Source organism: Gallaecimonas sp. GXIMD4217 (genome assembly GCF_038087665.1).
GTDB lineage: Bacteria > Pseudomonadota > Gammaproteobacteria > Enterobacterales > Gallaecimonadaceae > Gallaecimonas.
This window is the reverse complement of record NZ_CP149925.1, coordinates 2,157,946-2,173,365: the sequence shown is the minus strand read 5'-3', so window position 1 is coordinate 2,173,365 and position 15,420 is coordinate 2,157,946. Positions and strand designations below refer to the sequence as shown.

Sequence of the window (15,420 nt, the reverse complement as noted above, 5' to 3'; positions counted from 1 at the left end):
CATGGAGCCCGTCCCCCGCAAGTAAGGAGGGCTTACAGTTTCAGGTGCGCCTGGAGCCCGTCCCCCGCAAGTCAAGGAGGGCTTACAGTTTCAGGTGCGCATAGAGCCCGTCCCCCGGCAGGGGGGCGGGCTTTTTCTTCCTGGCCTCGCTCAGGGCGTCGAGGATGCGCCGGCCATCCCAGCCGCTCTTTTGGCGGTCGAAGCGGTGCCGTTGCAGCTCGGCCATGGCCTGGCCCAGGGCCTGGCTGTCCAGGTGCTCGGCCAGGGCCTCCAGGGAATGGATCTGGTACCTGTCCCTGGCCCAGGACAGCAGCGCCTGGGCGGCGCGGTCGGCATCGTGGGAGAGCAGGGCGTGGCGCAGGGAAAGCCAGCCCGGGCTGTCGTCCTCGGCCTGCTGCTGCGCCAGCGCCTGGCGGCGTCCACGCAGCACCATGTAGCCGGAGCCGGCCCAACCCATCGCCAGCAAGGCGCTCAGCCAGGGCCAGAAGCCGGCGTCGGTGCTTGCCACCACCTCGGGCTTGTCGGCCACCAGGGCCTCGGCCTCCTGGCCGGGGGCAATGGTCAGCACCTGCTCGGGCAGCCGCTGGGTCTTGTAGTCGCCGCTCTGGATATCGAACCAGGTCACGTCCACGGCCGGCAGCACCAGCTCGCCGGCCTGGGTGGGCACCAGGGCGATGGACAGCAGCTGCTGGGCATGGAGCCAGCCATCCTTGAAGAAGGAATCGCGTTGGTTCTCATCCGGGTAGCGCTTGAAGCCGGCCGGGCTCTGAAAATCCAGGGGCGGCAGCGCCGAGGCCTGGGTGCCCTTGGCGGTCAGCACCAGGGTGCGGGTGATGGGCTCGCCCACCTGCCACTGGCCGGGATCCTTGGACCAGCGCTCCTCCAGCTGCAGCTCCAGGGCCGGCAGCCAGGGCTGGTTGCCGGCCGGAGCCGCCTTGACCACCACCTGGGTGGGCGGGGCCACCTTGCTGACCTCGCGGGTCTGGTAGAAGCCGCGGGCGTCCTGTTCGAACAGTTCGCCCTCGAATACCGGGCCTTCGATCAGGGCGGTGCCGGCCTGGTGGGGGAAGATGGCGTATTCCCGGGTGAAGACCTTGTAGTTGCGGCCCCGGTGGGTGGTCTGGCTTTCGGTTTCCTTGCCCAGCATGCGCAGCTCGGCGTTGGCCATGGCCGGGGCCGATAGCTGGCCGGACTTGAGATCCCGGGCCACCAGCAGCCGCACCGTGTAGCCCAGCTGCGCCCCCACGTAGGCGGTGTCGCTGCTGGTTTCCACCTGCAGCAGCAGATCCGGGGCCTTGGCGGCGTCCTTGGCCACCACCTCCAGCTTGATGGGGGCCGTGACCAGTTCGGCGACGGTCAGGGAGGGCACCAGCAGCTTGCCCCTGCGCCTGGGGGTCAGGTTGATGCGCCAGCGGGTGATCTCCTGCATGCCGTTGCCGCTGAGGCGGGCCGCCCGGGACAGGGTGCTGCGGCCCACCTGGAAGTCCGCTTCCAGGGGGCTGAGATCCAAGGCGCTGCCGGGCAGGTTGTCGTCTGCCTCGATTTCCAGGACCACGGACTCGTTGATCGGGATCCGGGTCCTGTCCAGATTGGCGGTGACCTTGCTGGCGGCCAGGGTCGACAGGCTGGCCAGCAGGGCCGCCAGCAGCAGGCATGTGCGCATTACCATTGTTCTTCTTCCGTTTGCCGCTGTTGCCGGGCCTCGTAGGCACGGCGCATTTTTTCCTGGAGGAGGTGGCCGGGATCGTCGTTGACGGCGTCCAGCACCGCCTCGGTGCTCAGGGCCAGGGGCTGGTCGTCGCCACCGCCCTCGGCCTCGCGGCCACCCTGGCGGCTGGCCCTGTCGTCTCCCTGGTTGTCGGCGCCCTGGGGCTGCTGCTCCGGCTGCTGGCCCTGCTCGGGCCGCTGGCTTTGGGACTGCGGCTGCTCGGTCTGTTCGCCGTCTTCGGGAATCTTGTTGTCGGGAGTATCGGGCTGCGGCTCGGCCTGGCTGTCCTGGTCGGACTGGCTCTGCTGCTGCTCCTGCTGAGCACCCTGGTTTTGTTGTTGCTGTTGTTGCTCCAGGAGCCTGAGGTTGTATTCGGCGTCTTCATGGTCGGGCTGAAGCCCGAGGGCGGCCTGGTAGGCGGCCTTGGCTGCTTCCAGCTCGCCGGCCAAGGCCAGAGCGTTGCCCCTGTTGTAATGGCCGTCGGCCTCGTCGAATTGGGCCCAGATCTCGGCGGCCGCCCGGTACTGCTCGGCGCGATAGAGCGCGGCGGCCTGCCACCTGGCATCGGCAAAGGCCCCGGCGGCCTGCTCGTAGCGGCCGAGCTGGTACTGGCCGTGGGCCTGTTGGTTGTCGTTCTGCCAGAGGGTGGCCGCCGGGCTTGGCAGCGGCAGCACCAGCACCAGGGCCACCACCATCAGGCCACGGCGAAAGGCCAGCCAGCACAGCGGCAGCAGCAGCCAGAGCAGGTAGCGGCCACCGTCGTCGGGCATCAGCCGGCGCTCAATGCTTTCCTCGCCGTCTTCGGTGGGCGGCTGCAGCAGCAGGCCCAGATCCAGGTCGTCGCTGCCGGCGCGGATGCAGGGTCCGGTCACCACGGGGCAGAGTTGCTCCAGCGCCAGCTTCGGCAGCACCACCTGGCCGTCGGCGTCCTTGAGCAGCTCGCCGCTGAGCTTTCTGACCGGCGCCCCTTCCGGGGTGCCGAAGGCCAGGGCCAAAAGCCGGTAGTTGCCCAGCTCCAGGGCGTGGATGGCCTCCCTTTCCCTGTCGCTCAGCCCGTCCGTGAACAGGATGATGTCGCCGCTCTGGTAGCCGGCGCCGCTGAGCAGTGCCTTGGCCTGGGCGATGCCAAGGTCGGCCCTGGAGCCCTGGGCCGGCATGATCTCCGGGCTCAGGGAGCGCACCAGGTGCTCCAGGGTGTTGTTGTCCTTGGTCAGGGGGGCTATGACGAAGGCATCGCCGGCATAGGCCACCAGGCCGGTCTCGCCCTCGCGGATACCGCGCAGCAGATCGATGGCCTTGAACCTGGCCTGGGTCAGCCGGTCCGGCTGCCAGTCGGTGGCGCGCATGGACAGGGACATGTCCATCACCAGTACCCGGCCGCCCTTGAGTTCATAGAGGGGCAGGGGCGTCTGCTGCCAGCTGGGGCCGGCCAGGGCCAGCACCGCCAGCAGCCAGGCCAGGCCCAGCCCCACCAGCGACCAGCGCCGCTGGCCGCCGCGCTCACCCACCAGCAGCCGCGCGGCCAGGTGGGGCGGCAGGATCTTCTGCCAGGCCGAGCCGCTGGGACTCTTCTGCCAGCACAGCCACAGCAGCATGGCTGCCGGCAGCAGCGCCAGCAGCCACCAGGGCCTCAGCCAGAGGAATTCGTTCATCTGAGCCTCCACAGTGCCAGGGCCAGGCTCAGCAGCAGCGCCAAGGCCAGGGGCCAGGCGAAGACGTCCTTGCGGGGCCTGAGCACCTGCTGGTTGTCGCTGATGGGCTCGAGGCGGTTGAGCTCGTCATAGATGGCCTCCAGGGTTTCCAGATCCTGGGCCCGGAAATAGCGGCCGCCGGTGCTGTCGGCCAGCTGCCTGAGCAGGGCCTCGTCCGGTGGGTCATCGTTGGGCACCTTGATGGTGCCGAAGGGGGTCTTCTTTTCCTGATAGTCGGTGCCGAAACCTATGGTATAGAGGGTCAGCCCCAGCTGGCGGGCCGCCTGCAGCCCCTGCTGTGGACTGATGTCGCCGGCGGTGTTCTGGCCGTCGGTGAGCAATATGGCCACCTTGTCCGGGGTGCTCCTGTCCTTGAGGCGCTTGGCGGCCATGCCGACCGCTTCGCCGATGGCGGTCCTGTTGCCGGCCAGGCCCCATTCGGCCTCCCCCAGCAGGGTGGCGATGGTGTCCAGGTCATGGCTGAGGGGAGCCTGCACATAGGCGTGGTCGCCAAAGAGCACCAGGCCCAGGCGGTCGCCCTGGCGCTGGCGGATGAAGTCGGCCAGCACCAGCTTGGCGGCCTGGAGCCGGCTGATGGGCCTGCCCTCCAGGTGCATGTCCTGCTGCTTCATGGAGCCGGACAGATCCACCAGCAGCATCATCTCGCGGCGGTTGTCGGGCAGGGTCAGGGGCTCGCCGACCCAGATGGGCCTGGCCAGGGCGGCCAGCAGCAGTAGCCAGACGGGCCACAGCCAGAGCGGTGACTGGACGCGGCCGTCGCTGCCGCTCTCCTCGGCCAGGGCGCCCCTGGCCACCTGGCCGGGCACCAGCAGCCGCTGCAGCTTGGGTTTCCGGTAATGGGGCAGCCAGCGCCACAGCAGCGGCAGGGGCAGCAACAGCAGTGCCCAGGGATTCAGCCACTCAAGCATCCAGCCCCTCCTTGGCCTTGATCCAGGCGACGGCATAGGCCTTGAGATCCCGGAAGTATTCAAAGCGGATAGGGTAGCTGGGGGCGTAGGGGCCGGCTTCCAGCATTTCCAGGGCATCGCGGGCCGGCGGCGTGACGGCGGTGGCCGACGCCAGGTAGCGGGTCCAGTCAGCGCCGCTGAGGGCGGCCACCTGGGCCTTGCCGTCATAGTGGCAGGCGGCCTCCTTGAGCAGCATGTTGAATTCGGCCAGGAAGCTGTCGCCGTTACCCAGGGCCTCGATGCTGGTCAGCAGTCGCTGGTAGGCGGCCACCTTCCGGTGTCTTTGCCACCAGCGCCAGGCCAGCCAGGCGGCGCCGGCCAGGGCCGCCAGCAGCAGTAACCACCAACCCGGGGCCCAGGGCCAGGCCGAGGGCAGGGCGGGCTCATGAATGTCGCGTAGTTGGCTCAACATAGGTGCAGCTTGTCCAGTTGCGCTTCCAGGGCGTGGTGGGCGCCCAGGGAAGCAAAACGGATATCCAGGGAGCGGAGGGTGTCGCGCAGGGCGGCCATCGCCTTGGTGTTGGCCTGCTGGTATTGCTGGCGAAAGCGGGGGTTGCCGATGCTGAGCAGGCCGTCGCCCTGACTGGAGGTCACCGGCAGCGACAGCGGCAGCCGGCTTTGGGGGAGGGCAAGCTCCAGGGGATCGGTGACCATGAAGCAGGCCACCTCGGCGTGCTTGTGGAGCCTTGACAGTAACCACTGACTTTCGTCGCTCCAGCCGCTGAAGTCCGACAGCACCCACAGCTGGCTGCCCGGCGGCGCCTGCTTGAGGGCCCGGCGCAGCAGGTCGTTGAGGGGGCTGGCCAGGCCGTCGGCCAGGGCCGGGGCCTGGTTTTGCATTTCCACCAGGCCGTGCAGTATGGCCAGCACCCCCTGCTGGCGGGCCTTGGGCTTGAGCTCGCGCAGCTGGCGGCCGTCGCCGATCAGGGCGCCGATGCGGTCGCCGCGCTCGGCCACGTGCCAGGCCAGCAGGGCGCTGAGGTGGGCGGCCTGGACCGCCTTGAACAGCAGCCGGGTGCCGAACTGCATGCTGGCCCCCAGATCGGTGAGCAGCAGCACTGGCCTTTCCCGCTCCTCCTGGAACAGCTTGGTATGGGGCTTGCCGGAGCGGGCCGTGACCCGCCAGTCGATGGTGCGCACATCGTCACCGACCTGGTACTGGCGCACCTCGTCGAACTCCATGCCCCGGCCCTTGGCGCGGGCCACATGGTGACCGGCCTGGTGGCCGAGGTTGCCGCTCCTGGGCTTGAGGGTCAGCTGGCCGGCCAGGCGCCGGTAGGGGGTCAGCTCTTCCAGGCACAGGCCGATGCCGTCGGCGCCCGGCGGTAACTGGCTGGCTACGGACATGGCACGCGGGTCAGGATGCGATCGATGACCTGGTCCATGGTGATGCCACTGGCTTCGGCCTGGTAGGAGAGCAGCAGGCGGTGGCGCAGCACGTTGGGTACCAGGGCCTGGACGTCGTCTGGAGTGACGAAGTCACGGCCGGCCAGCCAGGCCCGGGCCCGGGCACAGCGCTCCAGGGCCGAGGTGGCCCTGGGGCTGGCGCCGTAGGCCAGCCAGCCGGCCAGCTCCTCGTCAACCTGGGCGGGATCCCGGGTGGCCATGGTCAGGGCGATGATGTACTGCTCCACGGCGTCGCTCAGGTGCAGGTGGAAGATCTCCCGGCGGGCCTTGAAGATGTCGTCCTGGCCGATGGGCTCTATGGTGACCGGGCTGTCCTCGATGGCTTCCTGGCGGTTGAGGCGCAGTATGGCCAGCTCGGTCTGGGCGTCCGGGTAGTCCACCTCCACGTGCATCAGGAAGCGGTCCAGCTGGGCCTCGGGCAGGGGGTAGGTGCCTTCCTGCTCCAGGGGGTTCTGGGTGGCCATGACCAGGAACAGCTTCGGCAGCGGGTAGCTGGTCTTGCCGACGGTGATCTGGCCCTCGGCCATGGCTTCCAGCAGGGCGGACTGTACCTTGGCCGGGGCTCTGTTGATCTCGTCCGCCAGCAGCAGGTTGTGGAACAGGGGCCCGGACTGGAAACTGAACTCGCCGGTTTCGGGGCGGTAGATGTCGGTGCCGGTCAGATCCGCCGGCAGCAGATCCGGGGTGAACTGGACCCGGTGGAAGTCCCCTTCGATGCCCTGGGCCACCGCCTTGATGGCCCTTGTCTTGGCCAGGCCCGGTGGGCCTTCGACGATCAGGTGGCCGTCGGCCAACAGGGCGATGAGCAGTTTCTCGGTGAGTTGCTGTTGTCCCACCACCTGCTTGTCCAGGTGGCTGCGTAGTCGAGTGAAGGCGGCGCGTGTCATGGATTTTATGATTATTCTCTTTCGAAGCCCCCGTTGTAACGAAAAAAGGCGCGTAAATCTACAGCGCCTTAACCAGCGCCGGCCGCTCGGATGCCTTGACGGAACAACGGCCCGACCAGGGAAGCGTTTTCATTTTGTGAGGGAGTCGTTACAATCGGGCCTTTAGAGGTCAGACCTCTGTGCAGCGCACAGATAGCAGAGAAGAAGAGGATAGGGATGACGGCAAGAACCCAGCAACTCAAGACCCACGGCGGCGAGCGTATCGCCGTTGTCGCCGGTCTGCGTACGCCCTTTGCCCGCCAGGCCACCTACTACCACGGTGTGCCGGCGCTGGATCTGGGCAAGATGGTGGTCAACGAGCTGATCCAGCGGATGGAGCTGGACCCCAAGGTCATCGATCAACTGGTCTTCGGCCAGGTGGTGCAGATGCCGGAAGCGCCCAACATCGCCCGGGAGATCGTGCTCGGCACCGGCATGAACGTGCACACCGATGCCTACAGCGTGTCTAGGGCCTGCGCCACCTCCTTCCAGTCCGTGGCCAATGTCGCCGAATCCATCATCTCCGGTACCGTCGACGTGGGCGTGGCCGGTGGTGCCGACTCCTCCTCGGTGCTGCCCATAGGCGTGTCCAAGAACCTGGCCCGGGCCCTGGTGGATCTGACCAAGGCCAAGACCTTTGGCCAGAAGTTCAACATCTTCAAGCGACTGAAGCTCAAGGATCTGGCGCCGGTACCGCCGGCGGTGGCCGAATACACCACAGGCCTGTCCATGGGCCAGACCGCCGAGCAGATGGCCAAGAGCCATGGCATCAGCCGCGCCGCCCAAGACGAGCTGGCCCACCGCTCCCATAGCCTGGCCGCCAAGGCCTGGGCCGAGGGGCTGCTCACCGACGAGGTGATGACCGCCCACGCCGAACCCTACAAGGGCTTCCTGGACAAGGACAACAATGTGCGGGAAAACTCCGAGCTGGCCAGCTACGCCAAGCTGCGTCCGGTGTTCGACCGCAAGCACGGCACCGTCACCGCCGCCAACGCCACGCCCCTGACCGACGGCGCCTCCGCCGTGGTGCTGATGCGGGAGAGCCGGGCCAAGGAGCTGGGCTACCAGCCTTTGGGTTACATCCGCTCCTATGCCTTTGCCGCCATCGACGTCTGGGAAGACATGCTGATGGGCCCCAGCTATGCCACCCCCCTGGCGCTGGATAGGGCCGGCCTTAGCCTGTCCGATCTGACCCTGATCGACATGCACGAGGCCTTTGCCGCCCAGACCCTGGCCAACGTCAAGATGTTCGCCTCCGACAGATTCGCCCAGGAAAAGCTGGGTCGCAGCAAGGCCATCGGCGAGATCGACATGGACAAGTTCAACGTGCTGGGCGGCTCCATCGCCTACGGCCATCCCTTTGCCGCCACCGGTACCCGCATGATCACCCAGACCCTGCACGAGCTGAAACGCCGCGGCGGCGGCCTGGGCCTGACCACCGCCTGCGCCGCCGGCGGCCTGGGCGCAGCCATGGTAGTGGAGACAGAATAATGAGCGAACAAAAGACCTTTAGCCTCGAGCTTCGGGAAGACGGCATCGGCATCATCACCATGGATGTGCCGGGCGAGTCCATGAACACCCTGAAGGCGGAATTTGCCGACGAGATCGGCGCCATTCTTGCCGAGATCAAGCACGATCCCCAGGTCAAGGGCCTGGTGCTGGTGTCCGGCAAGGCGGACTCCTTCATTGCCGGCGCCGACATCGGCATGCTGGACGCCTGCCAGAGCGCCGCCGACGCCGAGGCGCTGTCCAAGCAGGGCCATGCCATCTGCGCCGAGCTGGAAGGCCTGAAGATGCCGCTGGTGGCGGCCATTCACGGTCCCTGCCTGGGCGGCGGCCTGGAGCTGGCCATGGCTTGCCATGCCCGGATCTGCTCCGACGATGCCAAGACCGCCCTGGGCCTGCCCGAGGTCCAGCTGGGCCTGCTGCCGGGCTCAGGTGGTACCCAGCGCCTGCCGCGCCTGGTGGGGATCCAGAAGGCCCTGGACATGATGCTGACCGGCAAGCAGCTGCGCGCCAAGCAGGCCAAGAAGGCCGGCCTGGTGGACGAAGTGGTGCCCAGGAGCATCCTGGTCGAGGCCGCCGTCAAGCTGGCCCAGGCCGGCAAGCCCGACCGCGAGGGCCCCCAGCAGGGCGTGGTGGCCAAGCTGCTGGAAGGCAATGGCGCCGGCCGCAACATCCTTTTCGATCAGGCCCGCAAGCAGGTGCTGAAGAAGACCAAGGGCCATTACCCGGCACCCCTGAAGATCCTCGATTGCGTACGGGTCGGCATGAGCAGCGGCATGGCCGAGGGCCTGGCCCTGGAAGCCAGGCACTTCGGTGAGCTGGTGATGACCCCCGAAAGCAAGCAGCTGCGCGGTATCTTCTTCGCCACCACCGAGATGAAGAAGGAAACCGGCGCCGAGGGCGTGGAGCCGCGCCAGGTGGCCAAGGCGGCCGTGCTGGGCGGTGGCCTGATGGGTGGCGGCATCGCCCATGTGACCGTCAACAAGGCCGGGGTGCCGGCCCGTATCAAGGACATCGGCCACCAGGGCATCAGCCACGCGCTCAAGTACAGCTATGATCTGCTCAACAAGAAGGTCAGGCGCCGCCATATGCTCAAGGCCGAGATGCAGAAGCAGATGATGATGCTGACCGGCGATACTCAGTACCGGGGCTTCCACGATGCCGACATCGTGATCGAGGCGGTGTTCGAGGATCTGGAGCTCAAGCGTCAGATGGTCAAGGACGTGGAAAGCCATTGCCGCCCCGAGACCATCTTTGCCACCAACACCTCGTCGCTGCCGATCACCCAGATCGCCGAAGGGGCAAAGCGGCCGGAGAACGTCATCGGTCTGCATTATTTCTCACCCGTGGACAAGATGCCCCTGGTGGAGATCATCGCCCACGACAAGACCTCAGAGCAGACCATCGCCGATACCGTGGCCTTTGCCCGTCGCCAGGGCAAGACGCCCATCGTGGTCAAGGACGGCGCCGGTTTCTACGTCAACCGTATCCTGGGCCTGTACATGAACGAGGCCGCCTTCCTGCTGATGGAAGGGGAGCCGGTGGAGAAGCTGGACAAGGCGTTGACCCAGTTCGGCATGCCGGTGGGCCCCATGACCCTGCTGGACGAAGTGGGCATCGACGTGGGTGCCAAGATCGCCCCCATCCTGGAACAGGAACTGGGTGAGCGCTTCAAGGCGCCGGCCGCCTTCGACAAGCTGCTGGCCGATGGCCGCAAGGGCAAGAAGAGCCAGAAGGGTATCTACCAGTACAAGAACCTGCCCAAGTCCTGGAATCCGCTCAAGAAGGCTCCGAAGAAGCCGGTGGACGAGAGCGTTTACCGGGTATTGGGGATCAGCCCGGCCGGCAAGCTGGAGCTGGAGGCCATTGCCGAGCGGGCCATGATGCAGATGCTCAACGAGTCGGCACGCTGCCTGGAGGAGGGCATCATCCGCAACGCCCGGGACGGCGACATCGGCGCCATCTTCGGTATCGGTTTCCCGCCCTTCCAGGGCGGTCCCTTCCGTTATATGGACAAGCTGGGCGTCAAGGCCGTGGTAGCCAAGCTGGCACAGCTTGAGAGTCAGCATGGCAGCCGTTTCGCGCCTTGTGAACTGCTCAAGACCATGGCCGAGCAGGGTGAGCGCTTCTATCACGACTGACGAGATAGTGACGCAGCGTCAAAAAGGAGGCATGGGCCTCCTTTTTGTTTGGTCAAAATATCGACTGCATGGTAGGATGCCGCGCCCTTGCAGTAAGAGGAAAGTCGAATGCCCTGGTTGTTGGTTGTCAGTGTGATCTGTGCCTGCTGGTTCTATGTGGAAGCATGGAAGGGGGGCATTAGGCCGCGCTACTGGGCATTGATGGGCTTTCTACTGGGCCCCCTGGCCTGGCCGCTGATGAGCATTCAGAAACGCCTGTGGTGGCGCAGGGTTTGCGGCTTCGGGGGAGTCATACTGCGAGCATAAGAAAAAGGCGCCCTAGGGCGCCTTTTTTAGGACCACCATTTTCGGGCTGGGGTCACGGTCAGTGTCTCCAGCCCTGACGGCAGCCGGACACGACGCTTGCGTCGTTTGTTGAGCCAGGCTTTCACTAGGGCTGTCATAATATTAGATGGCTACGCCTTCTTCGATGGCGACGGTTTCACCGGCACCGGCAGGAGCGGCCATGGTCTGAGCTTCGGGAGCGCTCTGTACGCCAAGCAGGTTCAGCAGTGCGGTGATGAGGGCAATGTTCAGCATTTTCTTATTCCTTTTTAACAGTTGGTCCAAATGTCCAACCTGATTAATACAAAGCGCGTGCCAATTATTTCGTTATTGAAATGATTTGTGCGGTCCCCAGAAATCCCTCCCTTGTGGTCAATAGCCGTTCAAAGTCCAAAGCCGGTACGGGGCGACTGAACAGGAAACCCTGTACCTGCTTGCAGTGCAGATCTTTCAGAGCCTGCAGCTGCTCTTCCGTTTCCACCCCTTCCGCGACCACGGACAGATCCAGGTTTTCCGCCAGCGACATGATGGCGGCGGTCAGGCTCTTGCTGGCATTCTCCGGCGTCAATTCCCGGATGAATGAACGGTCAATCTTGACGGTGGTGACGGGAAATTGTCGCAGATGTGACAGGGACGAGTAGCCGGTACCGAAATCGTCCATGGCCAGGGTGATGCCCCGCTCACGCAGGCGGTTCATGACGGAAACGGCCCGGGTCGGATCTTCCATCATGGTACCTTCCGTTATTTCCAGCTCGAGGAGGTGGGCCGGCAGGCCGGTTTCATCCAGGATTTCATCGATGCGTTCGACAAGATCCCCCTGCTTGAATTGCTTTGCTGACAGATTGACGGCGATACGGCCTCGGAAGATGCCGGCATCGTACCAATGCCTGACCTGCTCAGAGGCGGCCCGCAACACCCAGGCACCGATGTCGACGATGAGGCCGCTTTCCTCGGCAACAGGAATGAACTCGGCCGGGGATATGTAGCCGCCCTTACCATCACTCAGTCGCAACAGGGCTTCCACGCCGCAAATGCGCGATGACTCGGTATCCGCCTTGGCCTGGTAGTGGAGTTCAAAGGCGCCATCCCTGATGGCGCGGCGGATACGGCTTTCCAAGGCCAGCCTGGCCAGGGCCTGTTCGTTCATGGAGCTGGAGAAGAACTGACAACTCTCTCCACCGACCTGTTTGGCATGGTACATGGCGGCGTCGGCATTTCTGAGCAGGGTCTCCGGTGTTTCACCATCTTCCGGATAGAAGACGGCGCCTATGGAACAGCCGACGTTCACTTCCTGCCCCTTGAGATAGAAAGGCGCGTAGAGCTGTCGGTGCAGAGAACGGGACAAGCGGGTAGCATCCTCCAGGCGGGGGGGCTGCTCGACGAGGATGGCGAACTCGTCGCCGCCAAGCCGGTAGAGGGTATGGGACTCACCCAGCACATATTGCAGGCGCTCCGCGACTTCGACCAGCATCTGGTCACCGCTCTGGTGGCCCAAGGAGTCATTGATCTGCTTGAAGTTGTTGATATCCAGGATCAACAGTGAAAAAGCTTTTTGACGCCTGACCAGGCTCTCCAGCATGGTCATGAAGTAGCTGCGGTTGGGCAGGTTGGTCAGGGTGTCGGTGTTGGTCAGCCTTTCCAGCTCTCGCTCACGTTCCTTTCGTTCAGAAATATCAGAAAAGACGGCGACAAAATGGGTTGTTTTTTCATCTTCGTCGCGAATGGTGTCGATGGTGATCTCGATGGGGTAGATATCACCATTCGCCCTCTCGGCTTCCAACTCATCATGCCAACGGCCGTGTTTCTGCAGGCCATTCAATATCTGGGCAGTAAAGGGCTCGCTGTAGAGTGAGAATTTCCAGGGCTTGTTGATGACAGTCTCTCTTGTGTAGCCGGTAATATCGGTAAAGGCCGTGTTGGTTTCCACCACCACGAAGTCAGCAGTCAGGACACAGACGGCGTCCGAGATGTTTTCAAAGCTCTTGGCGAACAACTTGAGTTTCTCTTCTGCCTTCTTGAGTTGAGAGATATTCTTCAGTGTCCCTGTCATACGCAGAGGGGCGCCGTAGTCGTTGTATTCGACGACCTTTCCCCTATCCAGGATCCAGATCCACTGGTCATCGTGTCCCTTGACCCTGTAAGTCACTTCGAAGCTGTCGCTGTCCCCCACAAAGCAGGAGTTGAGTGCGTGCTTGACTCGGTCTATGTCATTCCTATGGATGTTGCTGTTATCGCTAGTGGCACCGTGTCGAAGTCCATCCTCAGGGAGTTCCAGTGATTCCCACATATTGGACCGGTAGATCTTCCCTTCCCTGATATCCCAGTCCCAGAGTTCGTCGCCACTGCCCCACAGTGCAAGTTTCAGGCGCTCTTCACTTTCAATTACCTTTAAATGTTGCTGCCTTCTAATACGGATAATGTTCAGTATGTGAAGGGCAAAAAGTGAAATAATAGAGATATAGATAGAATAGGCAGCAGTTGATTTCCACCAAGGGGGGGCGACTTCGAGCAAAAGACCATCTAGTCTGCCGACGATGAAATCGTTATGGTCTTTTGCCATGAAGTGTAGTTCATGTTCACCAGGCTCTAATCTGCTGAGAGTCAGGGTTCTTGATTTTTTATCCAGACTATACCACCTGTCACCATAATCAGACAGTTGATAGTAAAAGGAAATATTTCCAGGTGAAGGATGCCCGGGTGCAGCAAGAGTAAAAGATATAGGATAGTCAGAATACCTTAGTCTGAGGTTTTTTTCATGTGTTGAATTTAAAAGATCATCATGCTCATTATCAAAAAGCTTGACCTTGGTAATTTTTACTTCGTGGCTTTTCTTTTCTTTCGAAAATTCTGTGGGATTAATAACGGAGTAACCGTTGATTCCACCAAAATAGATTCTCCCATTTCCGTCTGTTGTTGATGAAAGAGAAGTATACTCTTTTAGCGGTCCATTTTTCATAGGGATAAAGCTAACCAGGTCTACAGTCCAACTCTCATCAGCACGCAGTGTGTTAACTCTTATTCCTAGTGAGGTTGCAGAAGCCAGGTAGAAAATGTTTTCGCTCTGAATAATCTCGATGGAAAGTATTTCTTCACCTTTGCTAAGTGTTATTTGGCCAAGATGTCTTACTTCTGAGTCATTGACTTGGTAGATGCTACCATGATTGGAGATGGCAATGATTTTGTCATTGACAACTTCCAGTTTTCTAATCCAGACATCTGCAATAAGCTTGTTGCTTTCCTTAGTGGTAAGGTTTGTTTTACAGATGCCACTGTCACCAGCATAAAGAATACTAGTGCTATCTAATGCTAGAGAACTGTTTACAAATCCTGCCGAACAGGCTTGAATAGGATCTTCTTTTGTGGGAAACGATGAAATAACACCATCTTGCCAAATCAACCACCAGGTTGACTTTGAGAATATGGCAAAATTGACACCCGATCTGGTTTCGTAGAAATGGGATGGTTTTTTTTCTTTCTTTAAAAGAACGCCAGTATTGAATATTGAAATGCTCTCTTTACCAATGGAAAAGGTTTTTTTTGCCTCTTTATTCTGTATTAAGGTCTCAAAATGGGTGTTTTCAACATCTCTTGAATAGACGCCGTTATCACTAGTAAAAAAGAGGTTGCCTCTACCATCAGAGCTAATATGGCGGATGTAGTTTCCAGGAATGGCATCGATAATGTTTTCCAGCCCAAGGGGGACAACGTTATATTTTATGAAGCCATCAGTATGGGTTCCAGAGACAATAGATTCTGAGTTAATATGCAATGACCATGTATTAAAACTGTTTAGTTTGAATTTCTTTCCGTGCCTATACTGGTATAGGCCCTTTTCTGTTGCAAAAAAAATCCCTGCGTCGGATGCGGAAATGTCTTTTGTGTAGGAATCGTCAAGCTTTTTTGCTGTATCATTGGAAAGAAAGAATAAACCCTGTTCACTACCAATGTAAAAAGCACCATTGTAGTAACGAATGCTATTGATTCTGTGTCCGAAACGGTCAGTGTTTTCGGTCACTTTGTAATCTCGGCTTAACTCAAATAGTCCTTTTTCATGGGTGCCGATTAATATTTTTTCTCTTGAGAAGGCTATGGACTTCCCTCGTGGTATGCTAATGATCTGCTTCTTAGAATCGTCAAATTCTTTGAAGACTTCAATTCTGTCATTAAAGCCGATGATGAGGTTTTCGTTTGTTTTATCCTCATCAATAAGCCAAATAGGGGATCCAGAGATGTTATTGAACTGCTTGAAGATCTGCTCTGATTTTCTTCTAACTAGCAAGTCGCTTTGTGTACCTACCCAAACATTGCTCTTGGAATCGATGAAGATCTTACGGATTAGATTTGATTTTGATGGAAAAGTAGCGTCATCTGAGAAAAATGTCTTGATATCGTATCCATCAAAACGGTTCAAACCATTGGAAGTGGCCAGCCAGTAATAACCTTCATCATCCTGCTCGATATCGAACACAGTTGCTTGAGTCAGGCCCTCGTCCAAGCCTACTCGCTGGGCTTCATAGTATTGGGTTTCAGCTTGCGCAAAGAATGCGAAAGAAAGGATGAGCAGCAGAGCTGGAAGTTGTGCAAGCCTGAGGCACCAGCTGACCTTTGGTGACATTTTGGTCGCCTGTGGGTGGTTATTGATTTGTTATTGCTCCCTTATAACGTGGCGCCAACTGGGTGTCAAAGGCGGCTGCGGCGACTGGCTGGATCTCTGCGAGCTGTCTGACAATACTCAAGGAAAGCCATAGC

Annotated in this window: 10 protein-coding genes; 2 read left to right on the top strand and 8 right to left on the bottom strand. The window is 60.9% G+C overall.

Going from position 1 to position 15,420, the window contains the following annotated elements:
• Positions 1 to 82 precede the first annotated feature (82 nt).
• The 6 genes from WDB71_RS10630 to WDB71_RS10605 are packed head-to-tail and all read right to left on the bottom strand — an operon-like array spanning position 83 to position 6,661.
• The gene (locus WDB71_RS10630; protein ID WP_341501566.1) at positions 83 to 1,663 is read right to left on the bottom strand and encodes a BatD family protein; all 1,581 of its coding nucleotides are present in this window, start codon (positions 1,661 to 1,663) and stop codon (positions 83 to 85) included.
• Positions 1,663 to 3,360: a VWA domain-containing protein gene (locus WDB71_RS10625; RefSeq protein ID WP_341501565.1), complete on the bottom strand. Its 1,698-nt coding sequence runs from the start codon at positions 3,358 to 3,360 to the stop codon at positions 1,663 to 1,665. The genes WDB71_RS10630 and WDB71_RS10625 overlap by 1 nt, the downstream gene beginning before the upstream one ends.
• The gene (locus tag WDB71_RS10620) at positions 3,357 to 4,328 is read right to left on the bottom strand and encodes a VWA domain-containing protein (RefSeq protein ID WP_341501564.1); all 972 of its coding nucleotides are present in this window, start codon (positions 4,326 to 4,328) and stop codon (positions 3,357 to 3,359) included. The genes WDB71_RS10625 and WDB71_RS10620 overlap by 4 nt, the downstream gene beginning before the upstream one ends.
• Positions 4,321 to 4,779, bottom strand: coding sequence for a DUF4381 domain-containing protein (locus tag WDB71_RS10615; protein ID WP_341501563.1), 459 nt, complete (start codon positions 4,777 to 4,779; stop codon positions 4,321 to 4,323). The genes WDB71_RS10620 and WDB71_RS10615 overlap by 8 nt, the downstream gene beginning before the upstream one ends.
• The gene (locus WDB71_RS10610; protein WP_341501562.1) at positions 4,773 to 5,714 is read right to left on the bottom strand and encodes a DUF58 domain-containing protein; all 942 of its coding nucleotides are present in this window, start codon (positions 5,712 to 5,714) and stop codon (positions 4,773 to 4,775) included. The genes WDB71_RS10615 and WDB71_RS10610 overlap by 7 nt, the downstream gene beginning before the upstream one ends.
• The gene (locus WDB71_RS10605; protein WP_341501561.1) at positions 5,705 to 6,661 is read right to left on the bottom strand and encodes a MoxR family ATPase; all 957 of its coding nucleotides are present in this window, start codon (positions 6,659 to 6,661) and stop codon (positions 5,705 to 5,707) included. The genes WDB71_RS10610 and WDB71_RS10605 overlap by 10 nt, the downstream gene beginning before the upstream one ends.
• A gap of 216 nt (positions 6,662 to 6,877) precedes the next feature.
• On the opposite strand from WDB71_RS10605, the gene fadI reads away from it, so the two are divergent.
• Together fadI and fadJ are read left to right on the top strand one after the other, a co-directional pair.
• Positions 6,878 to 8,191 (top strand): acetyl-CoA C-acyltransferase FadI, encoded by a 1,314-nt coding sequence (fadI, locus tag WDB71_RS10600; RefSeq protein WP_341501559.1) that lies wholly within the window; start codon positions 6,878 to 6,880, stop codon positions 8,189 to 8,191.
• Positions 8,191 to 10,347: a fatty acid oxidation complex subunit alpha FadJ gene (gene fadJ / locus WDB71_RS10595; protein ID WP_341501558.1), complete on the top strand. Its 2,157-nt coding sequence runs from the start codon at positions 8,191 to 8,193 to the stop codon at positions 10,345 to 10,347. The genes fadI and fadJ overlap by 1 nt, the downstream gene beginning before the upstream one ends.
• Before the next feature lie 447 nt (positions 10,348 to 10,794).
• On the opposite strand, the gene WDB71_RS10590 is transcribed toward fadJ, so the two are convergent.
• Both WDB71_RS10590 and WDB71_RS10585 read right to left on the bottom strand, forming a co-directional pair.
• On the bottom strand, positions 10,795 to 10,926 hold the full coding sequence (locus tag WDB71_RS10590) for a hypothetical protein (protein ID WP_341501557.1): 132 nt from the start codon (positions 10,924 to 10,926) through the stop codon (positions 10,795 to 10,797).
• Positions 10,927 to 10,990: 64 nt separating this feature from the next.
• The gene (locus WDB71_RS10585) at positions 10,991 to 15,286 is read right to left on the bottom strand and encodes an EAL domain-containing protein (RefSeq protein ID WP_341501556.1); all 4,296 of its coding nucleotides are present in this window, start codon (positions 15,284 to 15,286) and stop codon (positions 10,991 to 10,993) included.
• Positions 15,287 to 15,420 lie beyond the last annotated feature (134 nt).

Bases quoted from the DNA above. Each gene is read 5' to 3' on its own strand.
- WDB71_RS10630 (WP_341501566.1), bottom strand. From the start codon at position 1,663: ATGCGCACATGCCTGCTGCTGGCGGCCCTGCTGGCCAGCCTGTCGACC.
- WDB71_RS10615 (WP_341501563.1), bottom strand. From the start codon at position 4,779: ATGTTGAGCCAACTACGCGACATTCATGAGCCCGCCCTGCCCTCGGCC.
- fadI (WP_341501559.1), top strand. From the start codon at position 6,878: ATGACGGCAAGAACCCAGCAACTCAAGACCCACGGCGGCGAGCGTATC.
- WDB71_RS10625 (WP_341501565.1), bottom strand. From the start codon at position 3,360: ATGAACGAATTCCTCTGGCTGAGGCCCTGGTGGCTGCTGGCGCTGCTG.
- WDB71_RS10585 (WP_341501556.1), bottom strand. From the start codon at position 15,286: ATGTCACCAAAGGTCAGCTGGTGCCTCAGGCTTGCACAACTTCCAGCT.
- WDB71_RS10620 (WP_341501564.1), bottom strand. From the start codon at position 4,328: ATGCTTGAGTGGCTGAATCCCTGGGCACTGCTGTTGCTGCCCCTGCCG.
- WDB71_RS10590 (WP_341501557.1), bottom strand. From the start codon at position 10,926: ATGCTGAACATTGCCCTCATCACCGCACTGCTGAACCTGCTTGGCGTA.
- fadJ (WP_341501558.1), top strand. From the start codon at position 8,191: ATGAGCGAACAAAAGACCTTTAGCCTCGAGCTTCGGGAAGACGGCATC.
- WDB71_RS10605 (WP_341501561.1), bottom strand. From the start codon at position 6,661: ATGACACGCGCCGCCTTCACTCGACTACGCAGCCACCTGGACAAGCAG.
- WDB71_RS10610 (WP_341501562.1), bottom strand. From the start codon at position 5,714: ATGTCCGTAGCCAGCCAGTTACCGCCGGGCGCCGACGGCATCGGCCTG.